This window comes from Enterobacter sp. FW301-JW81, assembly GCF_058788735.1.
Genome location: NZ_JBYTBA010000004.1, coordinates 182,869 through 205,090, shown reverse-complemented (window position 1 = coordinate 205,090; position 22,222 = coordinate 182,869). Strand labels below are relative to the sequence as shown.

At 56.3% G+C, this 22,222-nt stretch carries 18 protein-coding genes, 1 pseudogene and 1 other annotated feature (1 of these 20 cut by a window edge); of the genes and pseudogenes, 15 read left to right on the top strand and 4 right to left on the bottom strand.

Annotated features, from left to right (window positions below; translation table 11 throughout):
* Positions 1 to 17 (top strand) — a sequence feature (Thr leader region); it begins 101 nt to the left of the window's first position.
* A 24-nt stretch (positions 18 to 41) separates the two neighbouring features.
* From thrA to AC3WOK_RS14345, 4 genes are all read left to right on the top strand, one after another.
* The gene (gene thrA / locus AC3WOK_RS14360) at positions 42 to 2,504 is read left to right on the top strand and encodes a bifunctional aspartate kinase/homoserine dehydrogenase I (protein ID WP_063429604.1); all 2,463 of its coding nucleotides are present in this window, start codon (positions 42 to 44) and stop codon (positions 2,502 to 2,504) included.
* Position 2,505: 1 nt separating this feature from the next.
* Positions 2,506 to 3,435, top strand: a complete 930-nt coding sequence (gene thrB / locus AC3WOK_RS14355) for a homoserine kinase (RefSeq protein WP_059312612.1) — start codon at positions 2,506 to 2,508, stop codon at positions 3,433 to 3,435.
* Between the two features lie 3 nt (positions 3,436 to 3,438).
* Positions 3,439 to 4,725: a threonine synthase gene (gene thrC, locus AC3WOK_RS14350; protein WP_059312611.1), complete on the top strand. Its 1,287-nt coding sequence runs from the start codon at positions 3,439 to 3,441 to the stop codon at positions 4,723 to 4,725.
* 292 nt (positions 4,726 to 5,017) lie between these two features.
* Positions 5,018 to 5,320 (top strand): DUF2502 domain-containing protein, encoded by a 303-nt coding sequence (locus tag AC3WOK_RS14345; RefSeq protein WP_059312610.1) that lies wholly within the window; start codon positions 5,018 to 5,020, stop codon positions 5,318 to 5,320.
* A 32-nt stretch (positions 5,321 to 5,352) separates the two neighbouring features.
* On the opposite strand, the gene yaaA is transcribed toward AC3WOK_RS14345, so the two are convergent.
* Both yaaA and AC3WOK_RS14335 read right to left on the bottom strand, forming a co-directional pair.
* On the bottom strand, positions 5,353 to 6,126 hold the full coding sequence (gene yaaA / locus AC3WOK_RS14340; protein WP_059312609.1) for a peroxide stress protein YaaA: 774 nt from the start codon (positions 6,124 to 6,126) through the stop codon (positions 5,353 to 5,355).
* 66 nt (positions 6,127 to 6,192) lie between these two features.
* The gene (locus AC3WOK_RS14335; protein ID WP_492354706.1) at positions 6,193 to 7,623 is read right to left on the bottom strand and encodes an alanine/glycine:cation symporter family protein; all 1,431 of its coding nucleotides are present in this window, start codon (positions 7,621 to 7,623) and stop codon (positions 6,193 to 6,195) included.
* 262 nt (positions 7,624 to 7,885) lie between these two features.
* Here AC3WOK_RS14335 and tal point away from each other — a divergent pair, with 262 nt between their 5' ends.
* From tal to AC3WOK_RS14320, 3 genes are all read left to right on the top strand, one after another.
* A complete protein-coding gene (gene tal, locus AC3WOK_RS14330) occupies positions 7,886 to 8,839 on the top strand; it encodes a transaldolase (protein WP_023334458.1) in 954 nt (317 codons plus the stop codon).
* Between the two features lie 110 nt (positions 8,840 to 8,949).
* On the top strand, positions 8,950 to 9,537 hold the full coding sequence (gene mog, locus AC3WOK_RS14325; protein ID WP_492354705.1) for a molybdopterin adenylyltransferase: 588 nt from the start codon (positions 8,950 to 8,952) through the stop codon (positions 9,535 to 9,537).
* Between the two features lie 122 nt (positions 9,538 to 9,659).
* Positions 9,660 to 10,982, top strand: coding sequence for an MFS transporter (locus AC3WOK_RS14320; RefSeq protein ID WP_492354704.1), 1,323 nt, complete (start codon positions 9,660 to 9,662; stop codon positions 10,980 to 10,982).
* Here AC3WOK_RS14320 and satP read toward each other — a convergent pair.
* Positions 10,959 to 11,525, bottom strand: a complete 567-nt coding sequence (gene satP / locus AC3WOK_RS14315; RefSeq protein WP_047346310.1) for an acetate uptake transporter — start codon at positions 11,523 to 11,525, stop codon at positions 10,959 to 10,961. The two genes, AC3WOK_RS14320 and satP, sit on opposite strands and share 24 nt — an antisense overlap.
* 296 nt (positions 11,526 to 11,821) lie before the next feature.
* Here satP and dnaK point away from each other — a divergent pair, with 296 nt between their 5' ends.
* From dnaK to nhaR, 4 genes are all read left to right on the top strand, one after another.
* Positions 11,822 to 13,735: a molecular chaperone DnaK gene (dnaK, locus tag AC3WOK_RS14310; protein ID WP_059312606.1), complete on the top strand. Its 1,914-nt coding sequence runs from the start codon at positions 11,822 to 11,824 to the stop codon at positions 13,733 to 13,735.
* Between the two features lie 87 nt (positions 13,736 to 13,822).
* The gene (gene dnaJ, locus AC3WOK_RS14305) at positions 13,823 to 14,968 is read left to right on the top strand and encodes a molecular chaperone DnaJ (RefSeq protein ID WP_059312605.1); all 1,146 of its coding nucleotides are present in this window, start codon (positions 13,823 to 13,825) and stop codon (positions 14,966 to 14,968) included.
* A gap of 171 nt (positions 14,969 to 15,139) precedes the next feature.
* A complete protein-coding gene (gene nhaA, locus AC3WOK_RS14300) occupies positions 15,140 to 16,315 on the top strand; it encodes a Na+/H+ antiporter NhaA (RefSeq protein ID WP_059312604.1) in 1,176 nt (391 codons plus the stop codon).
* A 58-nt stretch (positions 16,316 to 16,373) separates the two neighbouring features.
* Positions 16,374 to 17,273, top strand: a complete 900-nt coding sequence (gene nhaR / locus AC3WOK_RS14295; RefSeq protein ID WP_063957460.1) for a transcriptional activator NhaR — start codon at positions 16,374 to 16,376, stop codon at positions 17,271 to 17,273.
* Positions 17,274 to 17,330: 57 nt separating this feature from the next.
* On the opposite strand, the gene rpsT is transcribed toward nhaR, so the two are convergent.
* Complete coding sequence (rpsT, locus tag AC3WOK_RS14290) at positions 17,331 to 17,594, bottom strand: 30S ribosomal protein S20 (protein ID WP_003856458.1); 264 nt, start codon at positions 17,592 to 17,594, stop codon at positions 17,331 to 17,333.
* A 101-nt stretch (positions 17,595 to 17,695) separates the two neighbouring features.
* Here rpsT and AC3WOK_RS14285 point away from each other — a divergent pair.
* The 4 genes and pseudogenes from AC3WOK_RS14285 (at position 17,696) to lspA (ending at position 22,210) form a co-directional block, all read left to right on the top strand.
* Positions 17,696 to 17,914, top strand: a pseudogene (locus tag AC3WOK_RS14285) (DUF2575 domain-containing protein).
* Positions 17,915 to 17,921: 7 nt separating this feature from the next.
* The gene (ribF, locus tag AC3WOK_RS14280) at positions 17,922 to 18,848 is read left to right on the top strand and encodes a bifunctional riboflavin kinase/FAD synthetase (RefSeq protein ID WP_047346314.1); all 927 of its coding nucleotides are present in this window, start codon (positions 17,922 to 17,924) and stop codon (positions 18,846 to 18,848) included.
* A gap of 45 nt (positions 18,849 to 18,893) precedes the next feature.
* Positions 18,894 to 21,710 carry an isoleucine--tRNA ligase gene (gene ileS, locus AC3WOK_RS14275; protein ID WP_059312602.1) on the top strand — a complete coding sequence of 939 codons (2,817 nt, stop codon included), beginning with the start codon at positions 18,894 to 18,896 and terminating at the stop codon, positions 21,708 to 21,710.
* Positions 21,710 to 22,210, top strand: a complete 501-nt coding sequence (lspA, locus tag AC3WOK_RS14270) for a signal peptidase II (RefSeq protein WP_047346316.1) — start codon at positions 21,710 to 21,712, stop codon at positions 22,208 to 22,210. Before ileS ends, lspA begins: the two co-directional genes overlap by 1 nt.
* Positions 22,211 to 22,222 lie beyond the last annotated feature (12 nt).

Here is a 22,222-nt window from a genome sequence, read left to right as displayed (position 1 = left end):
GTGCGGGCTTTTTTTTCGGCTAAAGGAAACGAGGTAGAACCATGCGAGTGTTGAAGTTCGGCGGTACATCAGTGGCAAATGCAGAACGTTTTCTGCGTGTTGCCGATATCCTGGAGAGCAACGCCAGGCAGGGGCAGGTTGCAACCGTGCTCTCTGCCCCGGCAAAAATCACTAACCATCTGGTGGCAATGATTGAAAAGACCATCGGTGGCCAGGATGCACTCCCGAACATTAGCGACGCCGAGCGTATCTTCGCTGAGCTGCTGCAGGGGCTGGCAGAGGCGCTGCCTGGCTTCCCGCACGCTCAGCTGAAGTCCTTTGTTGAGCAGGAATTCGCGCAAATTAAACATGTTCTTCACGGAATCAGCCTGCTGGGACAGTGCCCGGACAGCATCAACGCGGCGCTGATCTGCCGGGGCGAAAAACTGTCTATCGCCATTATGGCGGGCGTGCTGGAAGCGCGTGGTCACAACGTGACCGTGATCGATCCGGTTGAAAAACTGCTGGCAGTGGGCCACTACCTCGAATCCACGGTTGATATTGCCGAATCAACCCGCCGTATCGCCGCGAGCAAAATCCCGTCTGACCACATGATCCTGATGGCCGGCTTCACCGCCGGTAACGAGAAGGGCGAGCTGGTGGTGCTGGGTCGTAACGGTTCCGACTATTCCGCCGCCGTGCTGGCCGCCTGTTTACGCGCGGACTGTTGTGAGATCTGGACTGACGTTGACGGCGTCTATACCTGCGACCCGCGCCAGGTGCCCGATGCCAGACTGCTGAAGTCGATGTCGTACCAGGAAGCGATGGAGCTCTCCTACTTCGGCGCTAAAGTGCTTCACCCGCGTACCATCTCCCCGATAGCCCAGTTCCAAATCCCTTGTCTGATTAAAAACACCGGTAATCCGCAGGCGCCGGGTACGCTGATTGGCGCCAGTACCGATGAGGACGGCCTGCCGGTGAAAGGTATCTCCAACCTTAACAATATGGCGATGTTCAGCGTCTCCGGTCCGGGGATGAAAGGAATGGTCGGCATGGCGGCTCGCGTGTTTGCGGCCATGTCCCGCAACGGCATTTCTGTAGTGCTGATCACCCAGTCCTCTTCCGAGTACAGCATTAGCTTCTGCGTGCCGCAGGGCGACTGTCTGCGCGCCCGCCGCGCGCTGGAAGAAGAGTTCTATCTGGAGCTGAAAGAAGAGCTGCTTGAGCCGCTCTCCATTCAGGAGCGCCTGGCGATTATCTCTGTGGTCGGCGACGGTATGCGCACGCTGCGCGGTATCTCCGCCAAATTCTTTGCCGCGCTGGCGCGCGCCAACATTAATATTGTGGCAATTGCCCAGGGGTCGTCAGAGCGTTCAATTTCTGTTGTCGTGGACAACGATGACGCCACCACCGGCGTACGCGTGGTTCACCAGATGCTGTTCAATACCGATCAGGTCATCGAGCTGTTCCTGATTGGCGTCGGAGGCGTGGGCGGTGCGCTGCTGGAGCAGGTGAAGCGTCAGCAGGCGTGGCTGAAGAAGAAACATATCGATCTGCGCGTCTGCGGGATTGCCAACTCGAAAGCGCTGCTGACCAACGTTCACGGGCTGAACCTGGAAAACTGGCAGGCCGAGATGAACGAGGCGAAAGAGCCGTTCAACCTGGGCCGCCTGATCCGTCTGGTGAAAGAGTATCACCTGCTTAACCCGGTGATTGTTGACTGTACCTCCAACCAGGCGGTGGCCGATCAGTACGCCGACTTCCTGCGCGAAGGTTTCCACGTGGTGACGCCAAACAAAAAGGCCAACACCTCGTCGATGGATTACTATCACCAGCTGCGTCTGGCGGCGAGCAAGTCGCGCCGCAAGTTCCTGTACGACACCAACGTGGGCGCGGGGCTGCCGGTTATCGAGAACCTGCAAAACCTGCTCAACGCGGGCGATGAACTGCAGCGTTTCTCCGGCATTCTCTCCGGCTCGCTGTCCTTTATCTTCGGCAAGCTGGATGAAGGCATGAGCCTGTCAGAAGCAACCCGCGCCGCGCGCGAGCTGGGCTATACCGAGCCGGATCCGCGTGACGATCTCTCCGGGATGGACGTGGCGCGCAAGCTGCTGATCCTCGTGCGTGAAACGGGCCGCGAGCTTGAGCTTTCGGATATCGTGATTGAGCCGGTGCTGCCAGCAGAGTTTGATGACAGCGGTGACGTCAGCGCCTTTATGGCGAATTTGCCGCAGCTTGACGACGCTTTTGCCGCTCGCGTTGCGAAAGCCCGTGATGAAGGTAAGGTATTGCGCTATGTTGGCAACATTGAAGAAGATGGTGTGTGCCGGGTGAAGATTGCCGAAGTGGATGGCAACGATCCGCTCTACAAAGTCAAAAACGGCGAAAACGCCCTCGCGTTTTACAGCCACTATTATCAGCCATTGCCGCTGGTGCTTCGCGGCTATGGCGCAGGGAACGATGTTACAGCGGCGGGTGTGTTTGCCGATCTGTTGCGTACCCTGTCATGGAAGTTAGGAGTTTAACATGGTCAAAGTTTATGCCCCGGCTTCCAGCGCCAATATGAGCGTCGGATTTGACGTGCTGGGCGCGGCGGTCACTCCGGTGGATGGTTCGCTGCTGGGCGATACGGTCACGGTTGAAGCGGCAGAAAGTTTCAGCCTGAATAACGTGGGCCGTTTCGCCAGCAAGCTGCCGTCTGACCCGCGCGAGAATATTGTCTATCAGTGCTGGGAGCGCTTCTGTCAGGAGATCGGCAAAAACGTGCCGGTCGCCATGACGCTGGAAAAAAGTATGCCGATTGGCTCGGGCCTGGGCTCCAGCGCTTGTTCCGTGGTCGCCGCGCTGGTGGCGATGAACGAGCACTGCGGCAAACCCCTGAACAACAACCGCATGCTTGCCTTAATGGGCGAGCTGGAAGGCCGTATCTCCGGCAGCATTCATTACGACAACGTGGCGCCGTGCTTCCTCGGCGGTATGCAGCTGATGATCGAAGAAAATGGCATCATCAGCCAGCAGGTGCCAGGGTTTGATGAGTGGCTGTGGGTGCTGGCCTATCCGGGCATTAAGGTTTCAACCGCAGAAGCGCGTGCGATCCTGCCCGCGCAGTATCGTCGTCAGGATTGCATCGCCCACGGGCGTCACCTGGCGGGCTTTATTCACGCCTGCTACACCCGTCAGCCACAGCTGGCGGCGAAACTGATGAAGGACGTCATTGCCGAGCCGTACCGCACGAAGCTGCTGCCGGGCTTTAACGAGGCGCGACAGGCATCCATGGATATCGGCGCGCAGGCGTGCGGCATCTCCGGCTCCGGCCCGACGCTGTTCGCCCTGTGCGATAAGCCAGACACTGCGCAGCGCGTGGCGGACTGGCTCTCTAAACACTACCTGCAAAATCAGGAAGGCTTTGTTCATATTTGCCGTCTGGACACGGCTGGCGCACGAGTACTGGGATAATTAATGAAACTCTACAACCTTAAAGATCATAACGAGCAGGTCAGCTTCGCGCAGGCGGTAACGCAGGGACTGGGCAAAAATCAGGGGCTGTTTTTCCCCCATGACCTGCCGGAATTTCAGCTGACCGAGATTGATGAACTGCTGAAGCTGGACTTTGTCACCCGCAGCACCAAAATTCTGTCGGCGTTTATCGGCGACGAAATTCCGCAGGAGCTGCTGGAAGAACGCGTGCGTGCGGCGTTCGCTTTCCCGGCACCCGTTCAGCAGGTTGAGCCTGACGTCGGTTGTCTGGAGCTGTTCCACGGCCCAACCTTGGCGTTTAAAGACTTCGGCGGCCGCTTCATGGCGCAGATGCTGACCCACATCAGCGGCGACAAACCGGTGACCATCCTGACCGCCACCTCCGGCGATACCGGTGCGGCGGTAGCCCACGCATTTTACGGCCTGAAAAACGTCCGCGTGGTGATCCTCTATCCGAAAGGCAAAATCAGCCCGCTGCAGGAAAAACTGTTCTGCACGCTCGGCGGCAATATTGAAACCGTGGCGATCGACGGTGACTTTGATGCCTGCCAGGCGCTGGTCAAGCAGGCCTTCGACGACGAAGAGCTGAAGGTGGCGCTGGGTCTGAACTCCGCCAACTCCATCAACATCAGCCGTCTGCTGGCGCAGATCTGCTACTACTTCGAAGCGGTGGCGCAGCTGCCGCAGGAAGCCCGTAACCAGCTGGTGATCTCCGTGCCGAGCGGTAACTTCGGCGACCTGACGGCTGGCCTGCTGGCGAAATCGCTGGGACTGCCGGTGAAACGCTTTATCGCTGCCACCAATGCCAACGATACCGTGCCGCGCTTCCTGAAAGACGGGAAGTGGGCGCCAAACGCCACGCAGGCGACGCTCTCCAACGCGATGGATGTGTCCCAGCCGAACAACTGGCCGCGCGTTGAAGAGCTGTTCCGCCGTAAGATCTGGCGTCTGAGTGACCTGGGCTACGCGGCGGTGACGGATGAAACCACCAAAGCCACCATGCGTGAGTTAAAAGCGGTAGGTTACACCTCTGAACCGCACGCGGCGATTGCTTACCGCGCGCTGCGCGACCAGCTTAACCCGGGTGAGTATGGCCTGTTCCTGGGAACCGCGCATCCGGCGAAGTTCAAAGAGAGCGTGGAAGCAATTCTGGGCGAAACGCTGCCGCTGCCGAAAGAGCTGGCTGAGCGTGCCGACCTGCCGCTGCTGTCTCATGAGCTGCCGGCGGATTTTGCCGCGCTGCGTAAGCTGATGATGATCCGAGCATGATTTTTGTCGGGTGGCGGCTACGCCTTACCCGACCTACAACGGCTCAGAACGTAGGCCGGGTAAGCGCAGCGTCACCCGGCAACAGCAACACTGTACCGAGGCCGGGTAAGGCGAAGCCGCCACCCGGCTTTTTTATGGAGAAATTAAGGAGAAATTACGCAGGAAAAAAGCAGAAATTCCCAATAAATGCGGTCACTTAGCGTTTAGGATTGCAGAGAATAACATCCCCCGTTCCCCTCGCGTAATCTCCTTACATCGGCCCACGTTGGGCAAGAGTAACGAGGAGTCACCTATGTCTAAACTGAAACCTGCTCTCATCGCGCTTTCACTGATGCTGGTCGCTCCCATGGCGGTACAGGCATCTGAAATCACGCTGGTTCCTGCGGTAAAACTGCAGATTGGCGACCAGGATAATAACGGGCACTACTGGGACGGCGGCCGCTGGCGCGACCATGACTGGTGGAAGGCGCATTATGACTGGCGCGATAACCACTGGCGTCCGCATGATGAGCATCGCGATCGTGACAATCACCACGACCGTCACGATGACCGACATGACGATCATCGTCCAGGCCCGGACTGGAAACATCATTAATGCAAAACCCCGCCAGCTGGCGGGGGGCTGTTTTACTGCTCGTGGCGCTTAAACACCAGCTCGCCTTTCCCTGACGACGCCTCGTCAAAGAAATAGCCTTCGCTGTTAAAGGCGGTCAGTTGCTCCGGCTTCGTCAGGCGGTTCTGGATGATGAAGCGGCTCATCAGGCCGCGCGCTTTCTTGGCGTAGAAGCTAATCACTTTGAACTTACCGTTCTTCTCGTCGAGGAACACCGGCTTGATAATTTCCGCATCCAGCTTTTTCGGTTTCACCGACTTGTAGTATTCATCAGACGCCAGGTTAATCACCACGTTATCACCCTGAGCGTGCAGCGCCGCATTCAGCTTATCGGTGATGATATCGCCCCAGAAATGGTACAGATCTTTGCCTTTGGCATTTGCCAGGCGAATCCCCATCTCCAGACGATACGGCTGCATCAGATCCAGCGGACGCAGTACGCCATACAGGCCCGACAGCATGCGCAGATGCTGCTGGGCAAAATCGAAATCGGCTTCGCTAAAATCTTCCGCCTGCAGGCCGGTATAGACATCGCCCTTAAACGCCAGAATGGCCTGGCGGGCGTTAGCCGGGGTGAAATCCGGGTGCCACTCGTGAAAGCGGGTCGCGTTAAGGTCTGCCAGCTTGTCGCTGATGCTCATCAGCGAGGCGATTTGCGGCGCAGAGAGTTTGCGCGCTTCGCGGATCAGCTGTTGAGAGTAGTCCAGCAGTTCAGGCTGGGTATAGCGCTCGGTGGCGAGCGGGCTCTGGTAGTCGAGCGTTTTTGCAGGTGAAATCAGAATCAGCATATCCAGTCCTTGCGGGAAATTTAGAGCGACTTTAGCAAAAAATCGCTCTGAATTGATCGATAGCTGTTATTGCCGCGGCAAATCATCCCACGTGCCGGGAGCCAGCTGCGCCTTAACGTCGGGATAGCGAGCGGGATCAAATACCGGCGGAATGCCCAGCTTGCGCTGACGGAGGTAGTCTCTGGCAATCAGGGTCACAACCGGTGAAAGTAGCAGGATCGCCGTCAGGTTCGTGATTGCCATCAGCGCCATAATGATATCGGCCAGCTGCCAGACCAGCGGCATGCTGAGGAGGGAGCCAGCGACGACCATCAGTATGACGCCCAGGCGCAGCGCTCCGATTGCGGCGCGGGAGTCGAGCCTCAGGAAAATAAGGTTATTTTCGGCGTAGAGGTAATTCACCACAATCGAGCTGAAGGCAAACAAGGCCAGGATGAGCGAGACAAATCCGGCTCCCCAGCCGCCGGTCAGGCTCATCAGCGCCTGCTGGAGAAGCTGTATTCCGGCGGTTTCCGACGAATGCGGCACGGGGCCTGCCAGCAGCAAAATCATGGCGCTGGCGGAACAGATAACAATGGTATCGGTAAAGACGCCAATCATCTGCACAATACCTTGCGCGGCAGGATGCGGCGGCCACGACGAGGCGGCGGCGGCGGCGTTGGGTGTCGACCCCATGCCGGCTTCATTGGAAAACATGCCTCGCTGGAACCCCGCCATCAGCGCCTGGCTGAAGGTGTAGCCCAGCGCGCCGGATGCAACCTCACGCCAGCCAAAGGCGCTTTTGACGATGGTCGCTATCACGCCCGGAACCTGGTCGACGTGCAGTGCGGCGACGAACAGGCTCGCGGCAATCCAGAGCAGAGCCATGATGGGAACCAGCCACTGCATGAGACGGGCGATGCCTTTGAGGCCGGTAGAAATGGTGAGCAGAACGATGAGTGCTAAAACGGTACCGGCGATCCACTCCGGACACGCGAAGGCGTAGCGCAGGGCATTGGCGACCGAGTTAGCCTGGACGGTATTAAAAATAAGACCGTACGCGAGCAGTAAAAAAAGCGAGAACAGAACGCCCATCCAGCGCATCCCTAAGCCACGCGCCATGTACCAGGCAGGACCGCCGCGAAACTGGCCGAGCTTATCTTTTTCTTTGTAGAGCTGCGCGAGCGAACTTTCGGCGAAGGAGGTGGCCATACCGAGAAGCGCCGTCACCCACATCCAGAAGACCGCGCCAGGCCCACCGGCGCTGATGGCCAGCGCGACCCCCGCCAGATTCCCGCTGCCGAGGCGTGCCGCAAGGCTGGTACAGAGCGCCTGGAATGAGGTTAATCCGCCCGGCTGGGGCGTGACGCTGTTTTTCAGACTTCTGCCAAACTTGCGGATATAGCGAAACTGGATAAACCCACTGCGTAGCGTAAACCAAATACCTGCTCCCAGAAGCAGGTAAATCATTATCGAGCCCCACAGGACTTCGTTTATAAAGAAAAAGAAATCAGGCATTAACGTCCCTCTTGTTGATGCCAAAGTGTATATGTAAGCGCTACCACTGATTGGGCATGCTGTTGCTTAGCAGCCTGTTAATATTCCGAGTTTATCATACTCTGCCTAAGCGCACTGTCTGCGGTTGCGCTACCCCTCCGTCGTGTTATCATCAGGGCAGACCGGTTACATCCCCCTAACAAGTAAACCTGTCATTTTTCCGCTGCAGGCATGCTGTCGGTAGCGTGAATTATCCAGGGCACGTTAAAAGAGAAACACTATCATGACGGATAAATTGACCTCCCTTCGTCAGTTCACCACTGTCGTAGCTGACACCGGAGATATCGCGGCAATGAAGCTGTACCAGCCGCAGGATGCCACAACTAACCCTTCTCTGATTCTTAACGCCGCACAGATCCCTGAGTATCGCAAACTGATTGACGACGCAGTGACCTGGGCGAAAGCACAGAGCAACGACCGCGCGCAGCAGGTTGTGGATGCCACTGATAAACTGGCAGTAAACATCGGTCTGGAAATTCTGAAGCTGGTTCCTGGCCGTATCTCTACTGAAGTAGATGCGCGTCTGTCCTACGACACCGAAGCGTCTATCGCGAAAGCAAAACGTCTGATCAAAATGTACAACGATGCGGGCATCAGCAACGACCGTATCCTGATCAAACTGGCTTCTACCTGGCAGGGCATCCGCGCTGCAGAGCAGCTGGAAAAAGACGGTATCAACTGTAACCTGACCCTGCTGTTCTCCTTCGCGCAGGCGCGTGCCTGTGCAGAAGCCGGCGTGTACCTGATTTCTCCATTCGTAGGCCGTATTCTGGACTGGTACAAAGCCAACACCGACAAGAAAGAGTACGCACCAGCTGAAGATCCAGGCGTGGTTTCCGTGACTGAAATCTACGAATACTACAAACAGCACGGCTATGAGACTGTGGTTATGGGCGCAAGCTTCCGTAACGTCGGTGAAATCATCGAGTTGGCTGGCTGTGACCGCCTGACCATCGCGCCTGCACTGCTGAAAGAGCTGGCTGAAAGCGAAGGTACCCTGGAGCGTAAACTGTCCTACACCGGTGAAGTGAAAGCACGCCCTGAGCGCATCACTGAATCCGAGTTCCTGTGGCAGCACAACCAGGATCCAATGGCGGTAGACAAACTGGCGGACGGTATCCGTAAGTTTGCTGTTGACCAGGGCAAACTGGAAAAAATGATCGGCGACCTGCTGTAATCATCCTGCGTGACCGGGCTCCCGGTCACGCGTCTTCCTTCGTACCCTGTCTGAATCTCCTCTCAGCGTGTATCATTCCCTTTAATCAGTACTCTTTGAATGGAATGGATATGAATACCTTACGCATCGGCTTAGTGTCGATTTCTGACCGCGCCTCCAGCGGTGTTTACCAGGATAAAGGCATCCCCGCTCTGGAAGAGTGGCTTGGCAACGCGCTGACTACCCCCTTTGAAATTCAGACCCGCCTGATCCCAGACGAACAGCCGATCATTGAGCAGACGCTTTGTGAGCTGGTTGATGAGATGAGCTGCCATCTGGTGCTGACCACCGGGGGAACGGGGCCTGCCCGCCGCGATGTGACGCCGGACGCGACGCTGGCTATCGCCGATCGTGAAATGCCGGGCTTTGGCGAACAGATGCGCCAGATCAGTCTACACTTTGTCCCGACGGCCATTCTCTCCCGTCAGGTAGGCGTAATCCGCAAACAGGCGTTGATTCTGAACCTGCCGGGCCAGCCGAAGTCGATCAAAGAGACGCTGGAAGGGCTGAAAGCGGAAGACGGCAGCGTCATCGTGCGCGGTATATTCGCCAGTGTACCGTATTGTATACAGCTGCTGGAGGGGCCGTACGTTGAGACGGACGAGAAAGTGGTAGCAGCTTTTCGTCCTAAAAGCGCACGCCGCGAAACAATCTCCTGAAAATAACGATTATGTGACATTAGCTGAAGCTGCGATGGCGTGGTAAGGTTTTTACGATATAGTAATTTTTTCTTTACGATAGCTGTAAAAATAAATCCACAACAAAAGCTAAATGGTTCGCTATGTCACATAACACCCGACCTCTGAATCGACAGGACTATAAAACTCTCACGCTCGCGGCCTTAGGCGGCGCGCTGGAGTTTTACGATTTCATCATCTTCGTCTTCTTCGCCGCCGTGGTGGGGGAGCTCTTCTTCCCGGCGGATATCCCCGAGTGGCTGCGTCAGGTACAAACCTTCGGCATTTTTGCCGCAGGGTATCTGGCGCGTCCGCTGGGCGGCATTGTGATGGCGCACTTTGGCGACCTGGTAGGGCGTAAGAAGATGTTTACCCTCAGCATTCTGCTGATGGCCGTACCCACGCTGGCCATTGGTCTGCTGCCCACCTATGCCTCACTGGGCATCCTTGCTCCTTTGCTGCTGTTGCTGATGCGCGTGCTTCAGGGCGCGGCGATTGGCGGTGAAGTGCCGGGCGCGTGGGTATTCGTGGCGGAACATGTTCCGGCGCGCCGGATTGGTATTGCCTGTGGAACCTTAACGGCGGGCCTGACCATCGGGATCTTGCTGGGGTCGGTGGTGGCGACGATTGTCAACACCAGCATGACGCCGCAGGCCGTGCACGACTGGGGCTGGCGTGTTCCGTTCCTGCTGGGCGGGGCGTTTGGTCTGGTAGCGATGTATCTGCGTCGCTGGCTGCAGGAGACACCGATTTTCCTGGAGATGCAGCAGCGCAAAGCGCTGGCGCAGGAGCTGCCGGTGAAAGCCGTCGTGGTACGCCATAAAAAAGCGGTAGTGGTGTCGATGCTTCTTACCTGGCTGCTTTCGGCGGGCATTGTCGTGGTGATATTAATGTCGCCGGTCTGGCTGCAGAAACAGTATGGATTCGCCCCGGCGGTGACGCTACAGGCAAACAGTATCGCGACCATTATGCTCTGCTTTGGCTGTCTTGCTGCCGGGCTGGCGGTCGACCGTTTTGGCCCGAGCCTGACCTTCATCACAGGCAGCCTGCTGCTGGCGGCGTCCAGCTGGGCATTTTATCACCTGGCGGGTAGCCATCCTGAACAGCTGTTTGTGTTGTACGGTGTGGTGGGGCTGTGCGTCGGGGTTGTCGGCGCGGTGCCGTATGTCATGGTACGTGCGTTCCCGCCAGAGGTTCGCTTCACCGGCATCTCGTTCTCTTACAATGTGTCGTATGCCATTTTTGGCGGACTCACGCCGATCGCGGTCACGGTGCTGATGGGCGTATCACCGATGGCACCCGCCTGGTATGTTCTCGCGCTTTCGGTCATGGGGCTGGTATTGGGAATTTGGCTTCGGCAGGCGTGGGGATGTCGTGCCCGCGAGGCGGGCACGACAGAGGGATCAGTGTTTTTCACCAATCGGTAGAATGGTGCGGTCAAACTGCTCGTTCAGCACTTCACCCATTGCCAGGTAGATAGCGCTTGCGCCGCAAACCAGACCAATCCAGCCTGCAACGTGAACGATGCCTTCGTTATCCACCAGGTGACCAATCGCCAGCAGGGCGAACAGTACGGTCAGGCTCAGGAAGACGAACTGCAGCGCGCGGTTACCTTTCAGGGTGCCGAAGAACATGAACAGGGTGAACACGCCCCAAAGGCCCAGGTAAACGCCCAGGAAGTGGGCATTTGCCGCGTCTGCCAGGCCCATTTTAGGCAGCAGCAGAATGGCAACCAGGGTCAGCCAGAAAGAGCCATAAGAGGTGAAGGCGGTTAAGCCGAAGGTGTTGCCTTTCTTATATTCCAGCAGGCCCGCGAAGATTTGCGCGATACCGCCGTAAAAAATGCCCATCGCCAGGATGATGCCATCCATCGGGAACATCCCGATATTGTGCAGGTTCAGCAGGATAGTGGTCATGCCAAAACCCATCAGGCCCAGCGGAGCCGGATTAGCCAACTTAGTGTTGCCCATAAGTCCTCAAAAAAATCATCATTAATATGGTGAAATGGTTAAACCCGCGTCAGTTCTCCCTGACGGGGCGCGGCATCATAATGGGCGCAATCGATGGCGTCTATGATCTCATCGGGGTGAAATTAAAAATTTTTTTATCCTTCCCCCTTGATGGACGACGTTGCGACCCCATCTTGTAAGCAACCGCAGTGTGTGGACCTGAAAAAAATCAAATCTGGGCAGTTGAAAAAGCACGTTCTGCCCTTATTACAGGTACACAACCACATGTTGACTGAATTTTTAGTGGAGACGTTTAGATGGGTAAAATTATTGGTATCGACCTGGGTACTACCAACTCTTGTGTAGCGATTATGGATGGCACTACTGCACGCGTGCTGGAGAACGCCGAGGGCGATCGCACCACGCCTTCTATCATTGCTTATACCCAGGATGGTGAAACTCTGGTTGGTCAGCCGGCTAAACGTCAGGCAGTGACAAACCCGCAAAACACCCTGTTTGCGATTAAACGCCTGATCGGTCGCCGCTTCCAGGACGAAGAAGTTCAGCGTGACGTTTCCATCATGCCTTACAAAATCATCGCGGCAGATAACGGCGATGCATGGCTTGATGTGAAAGGCACCAAAACTGCACCACCGCAGATTTCTGCTGAAGTGCTGAAGAAAATGAAGAAAACCGCTGAAGATTACCTGGGTGAGCCGGTAACTGAAGCTGTTATCACCGTTCCTGCATACTTCAATGATGCTCAGCGTCAGGCAACTAAAGATGCTGGCCGTATCGCAGGTCTGGAAGTAAAACGTATCATCAACGAACCAACCGCGGCTGCGCTGGCTTACGGTCTGGATAAAGAAGTGGGCAACCGCACTATCGCGGTTTACGACCTCGGCGGTGGTACCTTCGATATCTCTATTATCGAAATCGACGAAGTTGACGGCGAAAAAACCTTCGAAGTTCTGGCAACCAACGGTGATACTCACCTGGGTGGTGAAGACTTCGATACCCGTCTGATCAACTACCTCGTTGACGAGTTCAAGAAAGATCAGGGCATTGACCTGCGTAACGACCCGCTGGCTATGCAGCGCCTGAAAGAAGCCGCTGAGAAAGCGAAGATCGAACTGTCTTCCGCTCAGCAGACCGACGTGAACCTGCCGTACATCACTGCAGACGCGACCGGTCCTAAACACATGAACATCAAAGTGACCCGTGCGAAACTGGAAAGCCTGGTAGAAGACCTGGTGAACCGTTCTATCGAGCCGCTGAAAGTTGCCCTGCAGGACGCTGGTCTGTCCGTCTCTGACATCCAGGACGTTATCCTGGTTGGTGGTCAGACGCGTATGCCAATGGTTCAGAAGAAAGTGGCTGAGTTCTTTGGTAAAGAGCCACGTAAAGACGTTAACCCGGACGAAGCGGTTGCTATCGGTGCTGCGGTTCAGGGTGGCGTACTGACTGGTGAAGTGAAAGACGTACTGCTGCTGGACGTTACCCCGCTGTCTCTGGGTATCGAAACCATGGGCGGTGTGATGACTCCACTCATCAACAAAAACACCACCATCCCGACGAAGCACAGCCAGGTGTTCTCTACCGCTGAAGACAACCAGTCTGCGGTAACCATCCATGTGATTCAGGGTGAGCGTAAGCGTGCGGCGGATAACAAATCTCTGGGTCAGTTCAACCTGGACGGTATTAACCCGGCACCGCGCGGCATGCCGCAGATCGAAGTGACCTTCGACATCGATGCTGACGGTATCCTGCACGTGTCTGCGAAAGACAAAAACAGCGGTAAAGAGCAGAAGATCACCATCAAGGCATCTTCTGGCCTGAACGAAGCGGAAATCGAAAAAATGGTTCGCGATGCCGAAGCTAACGCTGAATCCGACCGTAAGTTCGAAGAGCTGGTTCAGACCCGTAACCAGGGTGACCATCTGCTGCACAGCACCCGTAAGCAGGTTGAAGAAGCAGGCGATAAACTGCCAGCGGAAGACAAGACTGCTATCGAAGCTGCACTGAGCGCGCTGGAATCTTCACTGAAAGGTGAAGACAAAGCGGATATCGAAGCGAAGATGCAGGAGCTGGCGCAGGCTTCTCAGAAGCTGATGGAAATCGCTCAGCAGCAGCACGCTCAACAGCAGGCGGGCGCTGACGCTTCGGCGAACAACGCGAAAGACGACGACGTTGTCGACGCTGAGTTCGAAGAAGTTAAAGATAAAAAATAATCGCCCTGATGCAGGGTAATTAATCGGCACGGGCGTAGGAGAACTCTCCACGCCCGTGCTCGCATGTTAAGGGGCTTAAAAAAACCAATGGCAAAGCAAGACTATTACGAGATTTTAGGCGTTCCGAAAACTGCGGAAGAGCGTGAAATCAAAAAGGCGTATAAGCGCCTGGCCATGAAATTCCACCCGGACCGTAACCAGGGTGACAAAGAGGCTGAAGCCAAATTTAAAGAGATCAAAGAAGCCTACGAAGTCCTGACCGATGCACAAAAACGTGCGGCCTATGACCAGTATGGTCACGCAGCCTTTGAACAGGGCGGCATGGGCGGCGGTGGATTCGGCGGCGGCGGCTTTGGCGGCGGCGCTGACTTCAGCGATATCTTTGGCGATGTGTTTGGCGATATCTTCGGCGGTGGCCGTGGTCGTCAGCGCGCGGCGCGCGGCGCGGACCTGCGCTACAACATGGAGCTGTCGCTGGAAGAGGCCGTTCGCGGCGTCACCAAAGAGATCCGTATCCCGACGCTGGAAGAGTGTGACGTCTGCCACGGCAGCGGCGCGAAAGCGGGCACCCAGCCGCAGACCTGTCCGACCTGTCACGGCTCTGGTCAGGTACAGATGCGTCAGGGCTTCTTCGCCGTACAGCAGGCCTGTCCTCACTGTCACGGTCGCGGTACGCTGATTAAAGATCCGTGCACCAAATGCCACGGCCACGGCCGCGTTGAGAAAACCAAGACCCTGTCCGTTAAAATCCCGGCTGGCGTGGATACGGGCGACCGCATCCGTCTGGCTGGTGAAGGTGAAGCCGGCGAACACGGCGCACCGGCAGGCGATCTGTACGTTCAGGTGCAGGTGAAACAGCACGCTATCTTCGAGCGCGAAGGGAACAACCTGTACTGTGAAGTGCCGATCAACTTCGCGATGGCTGCCCTCGGTGGCGAAATCGAAGTACCTACGCTGGATGGCCGCGTCAATCTGAAGATCCCGGGTGAAACCCAAACCGGTAAGCTGTTCCGCATGCGCGGGAAGGGCGTGAAATCCGTTCGCGGTGGTGCGCAGGGCGACCTGCTGTGCCGCGTCGTCGTGGAAACGCCGGTCGGCCTGAACGATAAGCAGAAACAGCTGCTGAAAGAGCTGCAGGAAAGCTTTGGCGGCCCGACGGGTGAGAAAAACAGCCCACGCTCCAAAAGCTTCTTCGATGGCGTCAAAAAATTCTTCGATGATTTGACCCGCTAATCAGTTAGCAGGTTTCATTTGCAAAAGCCCGGAAGTGATTCCGGGCTTTTTCTATTTGTGGATATTGCTCGGTAAAACTGAATCTATACTCAATATTAATCTGTTTTTGCCGAGTTATAGGGCTTGGTATTATGGTTTTATCGAGGTATTGTTGTAAAAGAGAGAATTAAAGTGAAATTACTACACCGTTTTTTTAGCAGTGAAGCGTCCGGTGGCGTGATCCTGATTATTGCCGCTGCGGCCGCGATGGTGCTGGCAAACGTCGGCTTTACCCGCGATCTGTATCATGCTTTTCTGGAAACGCCCGTCGAGCTGAAGGTCGGGGCGCTGGAAATCAACAAGAACATGTTGCTGTGGATCAACGATGCGCTCATGGCGGTGTTTTTCCTGCTGGTCGGGCTTGAGGTGAAGCGTGAGCTGGTACTGGGCTCGCTTGCCAGCCGCCAGCGTGCGGCGTTTCCGGTGATTGCCGCGCTCGGTGGGATGGTGGTTCCGGCGCTGCTCTTCCTGGCGTTCACCTGGCAGGATCCGATTGCACGTCACGGCTGGGCAATCCCGGCAGCGACGGATATCGCTTTTGCGCTCGGGGTGCTGGCACTACTGGGAAGCCGCGTGCCGGTTGCCCTGAAAATCTTCCTGATGGCGCTGGCGATCATTGATGACCTGGGCGCCATTGTGATTATCGCGCTGTTCTATACCAGCGATCTGTCGATTCTGTCTTTGAGCGTGGCCGCAGGAGCGATTGCGGTCCTGGCGCTGCTGAACGTCTTTAATGTTCGCCGCATCGGTATCTACATCCTCGTGGGGATGGTGCTGTGGACCGCGGTGTTGAAATCGGGCGTGCATGCCACGCTGGCAGGCGTGATTGTCGGTTTCTTCGTGCCGCTTAAGCCGCAGGAGGGCAAATCACCCGCTAAACAGCTGGAGCATGTCCTGCATCCGTGGGTTGCCTTTATGATCCTGCCCCTGTTTGCGTTTGCCAACGCGGGCGTTTCCCTCGGCGGCGTTACGCTGGACGGGCTGACGTCGGTGCTGCCGCTGGGCATTATTGCCGGGCTGTTTATCGGTAAGCCGCTGGGCATTAGCCTTTTCTGCTGGCTGGCGACGAAGCTGAAGCTGGCTTCATTGCCGCACGGCACCACGTTTACGCAGATTATGGCCGTTGGCGTGCTGTGCGGAATCGGGTTTACGATGTCGATCTTTATCTCGACGCTGGCGTTTGGCGCGCATGCGCCTGAGCTTATCGTCTGGGCTAAACTCGGCATTCTCATCGGGTCATTACTGGCCGCGGTGATCGGTTATACCTTATTGAAGGTGAAATTGTCCGGACAGGCCGTCCAGGCATAACGGAAAGCCGGGAGGAGGGGATCCTTCTCCCGATACACACTCAGGGAGAGAAGACGCGATGTCTCATTTAAATTACAACCATCTTTACTACTTCTGGCACGTCTACAAACAGGGCTCGGTGGTCGGGGCGGCAGAGGCCCTTTACCTGACGCCGCAAACGATCACCGGGCAGATCAAGGCGCTGGAAGAACGTTTGCAGGGCAAGCTGTTCAAGCGTAAGGGGCGTGGGATTGAACCCAGCGAACTGGGCGAGCTGGTTTTCCGCTACGCGGATAAAATGTTCACCCTGAGCCAGGAGATGCTGGATATCGTCAACTACCGCAAAGAGTCGAACCTGCTCTTTGATGTCGGCGTGGCGGACGCGCTGTCCAAGCGGCTGGTGAGCGGCGTGCTGGATGCGGCCGTGGTAGAAGATGAGCAAATCCACCTGCGCTGCTTTGAATCCACCCACGAGATGCTGCTGGAACAGCTGAGCCAGCACAAGCTGGACATGATTATCTCCGATTGTCCGATCGACTCCACGCAGCAGGAAGGGCTGTTCTCGGTGAAGATTGGTGAATGCGGCGTGAGCTTCTGGTGTATTAACCCGCCGCCGGAAAAACCCTTCCCGGCCTGCCTGGAAGAGCGTCGCCTGCTGATACCGGGAAGGCGTTCCATGCTGGGACGCAAGCTGCTGAACTGGTTTAACTCACAGGGCCTGAACGTTGAGATCCTCGGCGAGTTCGACGACGCGGCGCTGATGAAAGCCTTTGGCGAAGCGCACAATGCTATCTTCGTTGCACCGACGCTGTACGCGCACGATCTCTATTCAGATAACAGGATTACGGAGATTGGTCGGGTCGATAACGTGATGGAGGAGTATCACGCGATTTTTGCGGAAAGGATGATTCAGCACCCGGCGGTGCAGCGTATCTGTAACCGTGACTACTCGGCGCTGTTTACACCACCGGCAATCTGAAGGCATAAAAAAACCCGCGTTAAGCGGGTTCTTTAAACAAGCAACAACAAGTAGCGATTAAGCCAGTTTGTTGATCTGCGCGGTCAGGTTTGCTTTATGACGCGCTGCTTTGTTTTTGTGGATCAGACCTTTAGCAGCCTGACGATCCACGATTGGTTGCATTTCGTTAAATGCGTTCTGCGCTGCAGCTTTATCGCCAGCTTCAATTGCTGCGTATACTTTCTTGATGAAGGTACGCATCATAGAGCGACGGCTTGCGTTGTGCTTACGAGCCTTTTCAGACTGAACGGCACGTTTCTTAGCTGATTTGATATTAGCCAAGTCCAACTCCCAAATATGATCTATGTGGACAATTCAAAGGCCGAGGAATATGCCCTCTTTGCCTTCTTTTGTCAATGGATTTGTGCAAATAAGCGCCGTTAATTAGCGACGCTACGTTACGTAGTGATGGCGCAGGATTCTACCAGCTTGTCTTCTCTGAATACAGCCTTTCGGCATAAAAATCGCAGTTCACGAGCAGATTTTTTCGCTGCGAAAGGTCAGCCTGATGAAATCATTACGGCTTTCTGTTTTGCACGAACAATCGCCGGTTAACCTTAACCGCTGTACAAGGTATACTTTGGCGATTTTCACTGTTTTGAGCCAGACATGAAGCTGATACGCGGCATACATAATCTCAGCAGAGCACCGCACGGGTGCGTGCTGACAATTGGTAATTTCGACGGCGTGCATCGTGGTCATCAGGCGCTGTTGCAGGGATTGCGTAAAGAAGGGGAGGCCCGCGGCCTGCCCGTGGTAGTGATGATTTTCGAACCGCAGCCGCTGGAGCTGTTCGCGGGCGATAAATCTCCCGCCCGTCTCACCCGCCTGCGCGAGAAGCTGCGCTATCTGGCGGAGTCCGGCGTGGACTACGTATTGTGCGTACGTTTCGATCGTCGCTTTGCCGCGCTGACAGCACAAAATTTTGTCAGTGACCTGCTGGTTGAGCGTCTTGGCGTGCAGTTTCTTGCCGTGGGGGATGATTTCCGCTTTGGCGCTGGTCGTCAGGGTGATTTCTTGCTATTACAGAAGGCTGGCCTGGAATACGGCTTTGACGTCACCAGTGCGATGACCTTCTGTGAAGGCGGCGTGCGCGTCAGCAGCACGGCAGTACGTCAGGCGCTGGCCAATGATGAACTGGATACGGCAGAAACCCTGCTGGGGCATCCGTTCACCATTTCAGGCCGCGTTGTCCATGGCGACGCGCTCGGCCGCACCATTGGTTTCCCGACGGCGAATATACCGCTGCGTCGTCAGGTTTCCCCGGTTAAAGGGGTCTATGCGGTAGAAGTGGCAGGACTGGGCGATAAGCCATTTTATGGCGTCGCCAACATTGGTACGCGTCCTACCGTCGCCGGTGTGCGTCAACAGTTAGAAGTGCACCTGCTGGACGTTGTAATGGACCTTTATGGTCGCCATATAGATGTGATACTGCGTAAAAAAATACGCAACGAGCAGCGATTTGGTTCGCTGGATGAACTCAAAGCGCAAATTGCGCGTGATGAATTGACGGCCCGCGAGTTTTTTGGGCTTTGAACCCGGCTTAAATGCCTACGTGATAAATACGGAACCGAGAATCTGATGAGTGACTATAAATCAACCCTGAATTTGCCGGAAACAGGGTTCCCGATGCGCGGCGATCTCGCCAAGCGCGAACCGGGAATGCTGGCGCGTTGGACCGATGATGACCTGTACGGCATCATTCGTGCAGCCAAAAAAGGCAAGAAAACCTTCATTCTGCATGATGGCCCTCCATATGCGAATGGCAGCATTCATATTGGTCACTCGGTTAACAAGATTCTGAAAGACATTATCGTGAAGTCCAAAGGCCTCACGGGATATGACTCGCCTTACGTTCCGGGCTGGGACTGCCACGGTCTGCCGATCGAGCTGAAAGTAGAGCAAGAGTTTGGTAAACCGGGTGAGAAATTCACCGCCGCAGAGTTCCGTGCGAAATGCCGCGAATACGCAGCCACGCAGGTTGACGGTCAGCGCGCTGACTTCATCCGTCTGGGCGTATTGGGCGACTGGTCGCACCCGTACCTGACCATGGACTTCAAAACTGAAGCCAACATCATCCGTGCGCTGGGTAAAATCATCGGTAACGGCCACCTGCATAAAGGCGCTAAGCCCGTGCACTGGTGCGTGGACTGCCGTTCTGCGCTGGCTGAAGCGGAAGTGGAGTATTACGACAAAACCTCTCCGTCTATCGACGTGGCGTTCCACGCGGTGGATCAGGATGCGGTGAAAGCTAAATTCGGCGTCTCCTCGGTAAACGGCCCGATCTCGCTGGTGATCTGGACCACCACCCCGTGGACCCTGCCAGCTAACCGCGCGATCTCCCTGTCCGGTGAGTTCGAATATGCGCTGGTGCAGGTAGAAGGTCAGGCAGTTATCCTGGCGAAAGATCTGGTTGAGAGCGTGCTGAAACGCGCGAATATCACCGACTACACCGTGCTGGGCACCGTGAAAGGTGACGCGCTGGAGCTGATGCGCTTCAAACACCCGTTCCTGGACTTCGATGTTCCGGCGATCCTCGGCGACCACGTCACCCTGGACGCGGGTACCGGTGCGGTACATACCGCCGGTGGCCACGGTCCTGATGACTACAGCATCAGCCTGAAGTACGGTCTGGAAATCGCTAACCCGGTGGGCCCGGACGGCTCTTACCTGCCTGGCACCTACCCGGCGCTGGACGGTATCAACGTCTTTAAAGCCAACGACATCATCGTGGATATGCTGCGCACCAGCGGCGCGCTGCTGCACGTAGAGAAAATGCAGCACAGCTATCCGTGCTGCTGGCGCCACAAAACGCCGATCATCTTCCGTGCGACCCCGCAGTGGTTCATCAGCATGGATCAGAAAGGCCTGCGTGCGCAGTCCCTGAAAGAGATCAAAGGCGTGCAGTGGATCCCTGACTGGGGCCAGGCGCGTATCGAATCCATGGTCGCTAACCGTCCTGACTGGTGTATCTCCCGTCAGCGTACCTGGGGCGTGCCGATGTCTCTGTTCGTGCATAAAGAGACGCAAGAACTGCACCCGAACACCCTGGAACTGATGGAAGAAGTGGCGAAACGCGTCGAAGTTGACGGTATTCAGGCGTGGTGGGATCTCGACTCCCGCGACATCCTGGGCGCTGACGCAGACAGCTACGAGAAAGTGCCGGATACCCTGGACGTGTGGTTCGACTCCGGGTCTACCCACTCCTCCGTGGTTGACGTGCGTCCGGAGTTTTCCGGTCACGCCGCCGACATGTATCTGGAAGGGTCTGACCAACACCGCGGCTGGTTCATGTCATCCCTGATGATTTCCACCGCCATGAAAGGCAAAGCTCCTTACCGTCAGGTACTGACCCACGGCTTCACCGTGGATGGTCAGGGCCGCAAGATGTCCAAATCTATCGGTAACACCGTTTCTCCGCAGGATGTGATGAACAAACTGGGCGCAGATATTCTGCGTCTGTGGGTGGCCTCCACCGACTACACCGGCGAAATGGCGGTATCTGACGAGATCCTGAAACGTGCTGCCGACAGCTATCGTCGTATCCGTAACACCGCGCGCTTCCTGCTGGCGAACCTGAACGGGTTTGATCCGGCAAAAGACATGGTGAAACCGGAAGAGATGGTCGTGCTGGACCGCTGGGCGGTAGGCTGCGCGAAAGCGGCGCAGGACGATATCCTGAAGGCCTATGAGTCTTACGACTTCCACGAAGTGGTGCAGCGCCTGATGCGCTTCTGCTCCATCGAGATGGGCTCGTTCTACCTCGACATCATCAAAGACCGCCAGTACACCGCGAAAGCGGACAGCGTGGCGCGTCGTAGCTGCCAGACCGCGCTGTTCCACATCGCAGAAGCGCTGGTTCGCTGGATGGCGCCGATCATGTCCTTCACCGCGGATGAAATCTGGGGCTATCTGCCGGGCGACCGCGAGAAATATGTCTTCACCGGCGAATGGTACGAAGGTCTGTTCGATCTCTCCAGCACTGAAGCGATGAACGATGCCTTCTGGGACGAGCTGCTGAAAGTACGTGGCGAAGTGAACAAGGTTATCGAGCAGGCGCGTGCTGACAAGAAAGTCGGTGGTTCTCTGGAAGCAACGGTCACGCTGTACGCGGAACCGGAGCTGGCGGCTAAACTGACGGCGCTGGGCGATGAATTACGATTTGTCCTGTTGACCTCCGGCGCGAAAGTTGCGGATTATGCCGAAGCTTCTGCTGATGCTCAGCAGAGCGAGCTGCTCAAAGGACTGAAAGTCGCGCTGAGCAAAGCCGACGGTGAGAAATGCCCGCGCTGCTGGCATTACACTACCGATGTCGGTCAGGTGGCGGAACACGCAGACATCTGCGGACGCTGTGTAAGCAACGTCGCCGGTGACGGCGAAAAACGTAAGTTTGCCTGATGAGTAAAACTCTCTGTTCAACAGGACTGCGCTGGCTGTGGCTGGTTGTGGTGGTGCTGATTATCGATCTGGGCAGCAAGTTCCTGATCCTCCAGAATTTTGCTCTGGGGGATACGGTCCCGCTGTTCCCGTCGCTTAACCTGCACTACGCGCGTAACTACGGCGCGGCGTTCAGTTTCCTGGCCGACAGCGGTGGCTGGCAGCGCTGGTTCTTTGCGGGTATCGCTCTCGGTATCTGCGTGATCCTGGCAGTGCTGATGTACCGCTCAAAGGCGACGCAAAAGCTGAATAACATCGCCTACGCGCTGATCATTGGAGGCGCGCTGGGCAACCTGTTTGACCGCCTGTGGCACGGCTTTGTGGTCGATATGATCGACTTCTACGTCGGCGACTGGCACTTCGCGACCTTTAACCTCGCCGATAGCGCAATTTGCATCGGTGCGGCGTTAATCGTGCTGGAAGGCTTCCTGCCGAAACCAGCCGCGAAAGAGCAGGCGTAAGCATCAATGCCG

Excerpts from the sequence above, each read along its gene's own strand:
- thrA (WP_063429604.1), top strand. The coding sequence starts at position 42 with ATGCGAGTGTTGAAGTTCGGCGGTACATCAGTGGCAAATGCAGAACGT.
- thrB (WP_059312612.1), top strand. The coding sequence starts at position 2,506 with ATGGTCAAAGTTTATGCCCCGGCTTCCAGCGCCAATATGAGCGTCGGA.
- thrC (WP_059312611.1), top strand. The coding sequence starts at position 3,439 with ATGAAACTCTACAACCTTAAAGATCATAACGAGCAGGTCAGCTTCGCG.
- AC3WOK_RS14345 (WP_059312610.1), top strand. The coding sequence starts at position 5,018 with ATGTCTAAACTGAAACCTGCTCTCATCGCGCTTTCACTGATGCTGGTC.
- yaaA (WP_059312609.1), bottom strand. The coding sequence starts at position 6,126 with ATGCTGATTCTGATTTCACCTGCAAAAACGCTCGACTACCAGAGCCCG.
- AC3WOK_RS14335 (WP_492354706.1), bottom strand. The coding sequence starts at position 7,623 with ATGCCTGATTTCTTTTTCTTTATAAACGAAGTCCTGTGGGGCTCGATA.
- tal (WP_023334458.1), top strand. The coding sequence starts at position 7,886 with ATGACGGATAAATTGACCTCCCTTCGTCAGTTCACCACTGTCGTAGCT.
- mog (WP_492354705.1), top strand. The coding sequence starts at position 8,950 with ATGAATACCTTACGCATCGGCTTAGTGTCGATTTCTGACCGCGCCTCC.
- AC3WOK_RS14320 (WP_492354704.1), top strand. The coding sequence starts at position 9,660 with ATGTCACATAACACCCGACCTCTGAATCGACAGGACTATAAAACTCTC.
- satP (WP_047346310.1), bottom strand. The coding sequence starts at position 11,525 with ATGGGCAACACTAAGTTGGCTAATCCGGCTCCGCTGGGCCTGATGGGT.
- dnaK (WP_059312606.1), top strand. The coding sequence starts at position 11,822 with ATGGGTAAAATTATTGGTATCGACCTGGGTACTACCAACTCTTGTGTA.
- dnaJ (WP_059312605.1), top strand. The coding sequence starts at position 13,823 with ATGGCAAAGCAAGACTATTACGAGATTTTAGGCGTTCCGAAAACTGCG.
- nhaR (WP_063957460.1), top strand. The coding sequence starts at position 16,374 with ATGTCTCATTTAAATTACAACCATCTTTACTACTTCTGGCACGTCTAC.
- ribF (WP_047346314.1), top strand. The coding sequence starts at position 17,922 with ATGAAGCTGATACGCGGCATACATAATCTCAGCAGAGCACCGCACGGG.
- ileS (WP_059312602.1), top strand. The coding sequence starts at position 18,894 with ATGAGTGACTATAAATCAACCCTGAATTTGCCGGAAACAGGGTTCCCG.
- lspA (WP_047346316.1), top strand. The coding sequence starts at position 21,710 with ATGAGTAAAACTCTCTGTTCAACAGGACTGCGCTGGCTGTGGCTGGTT.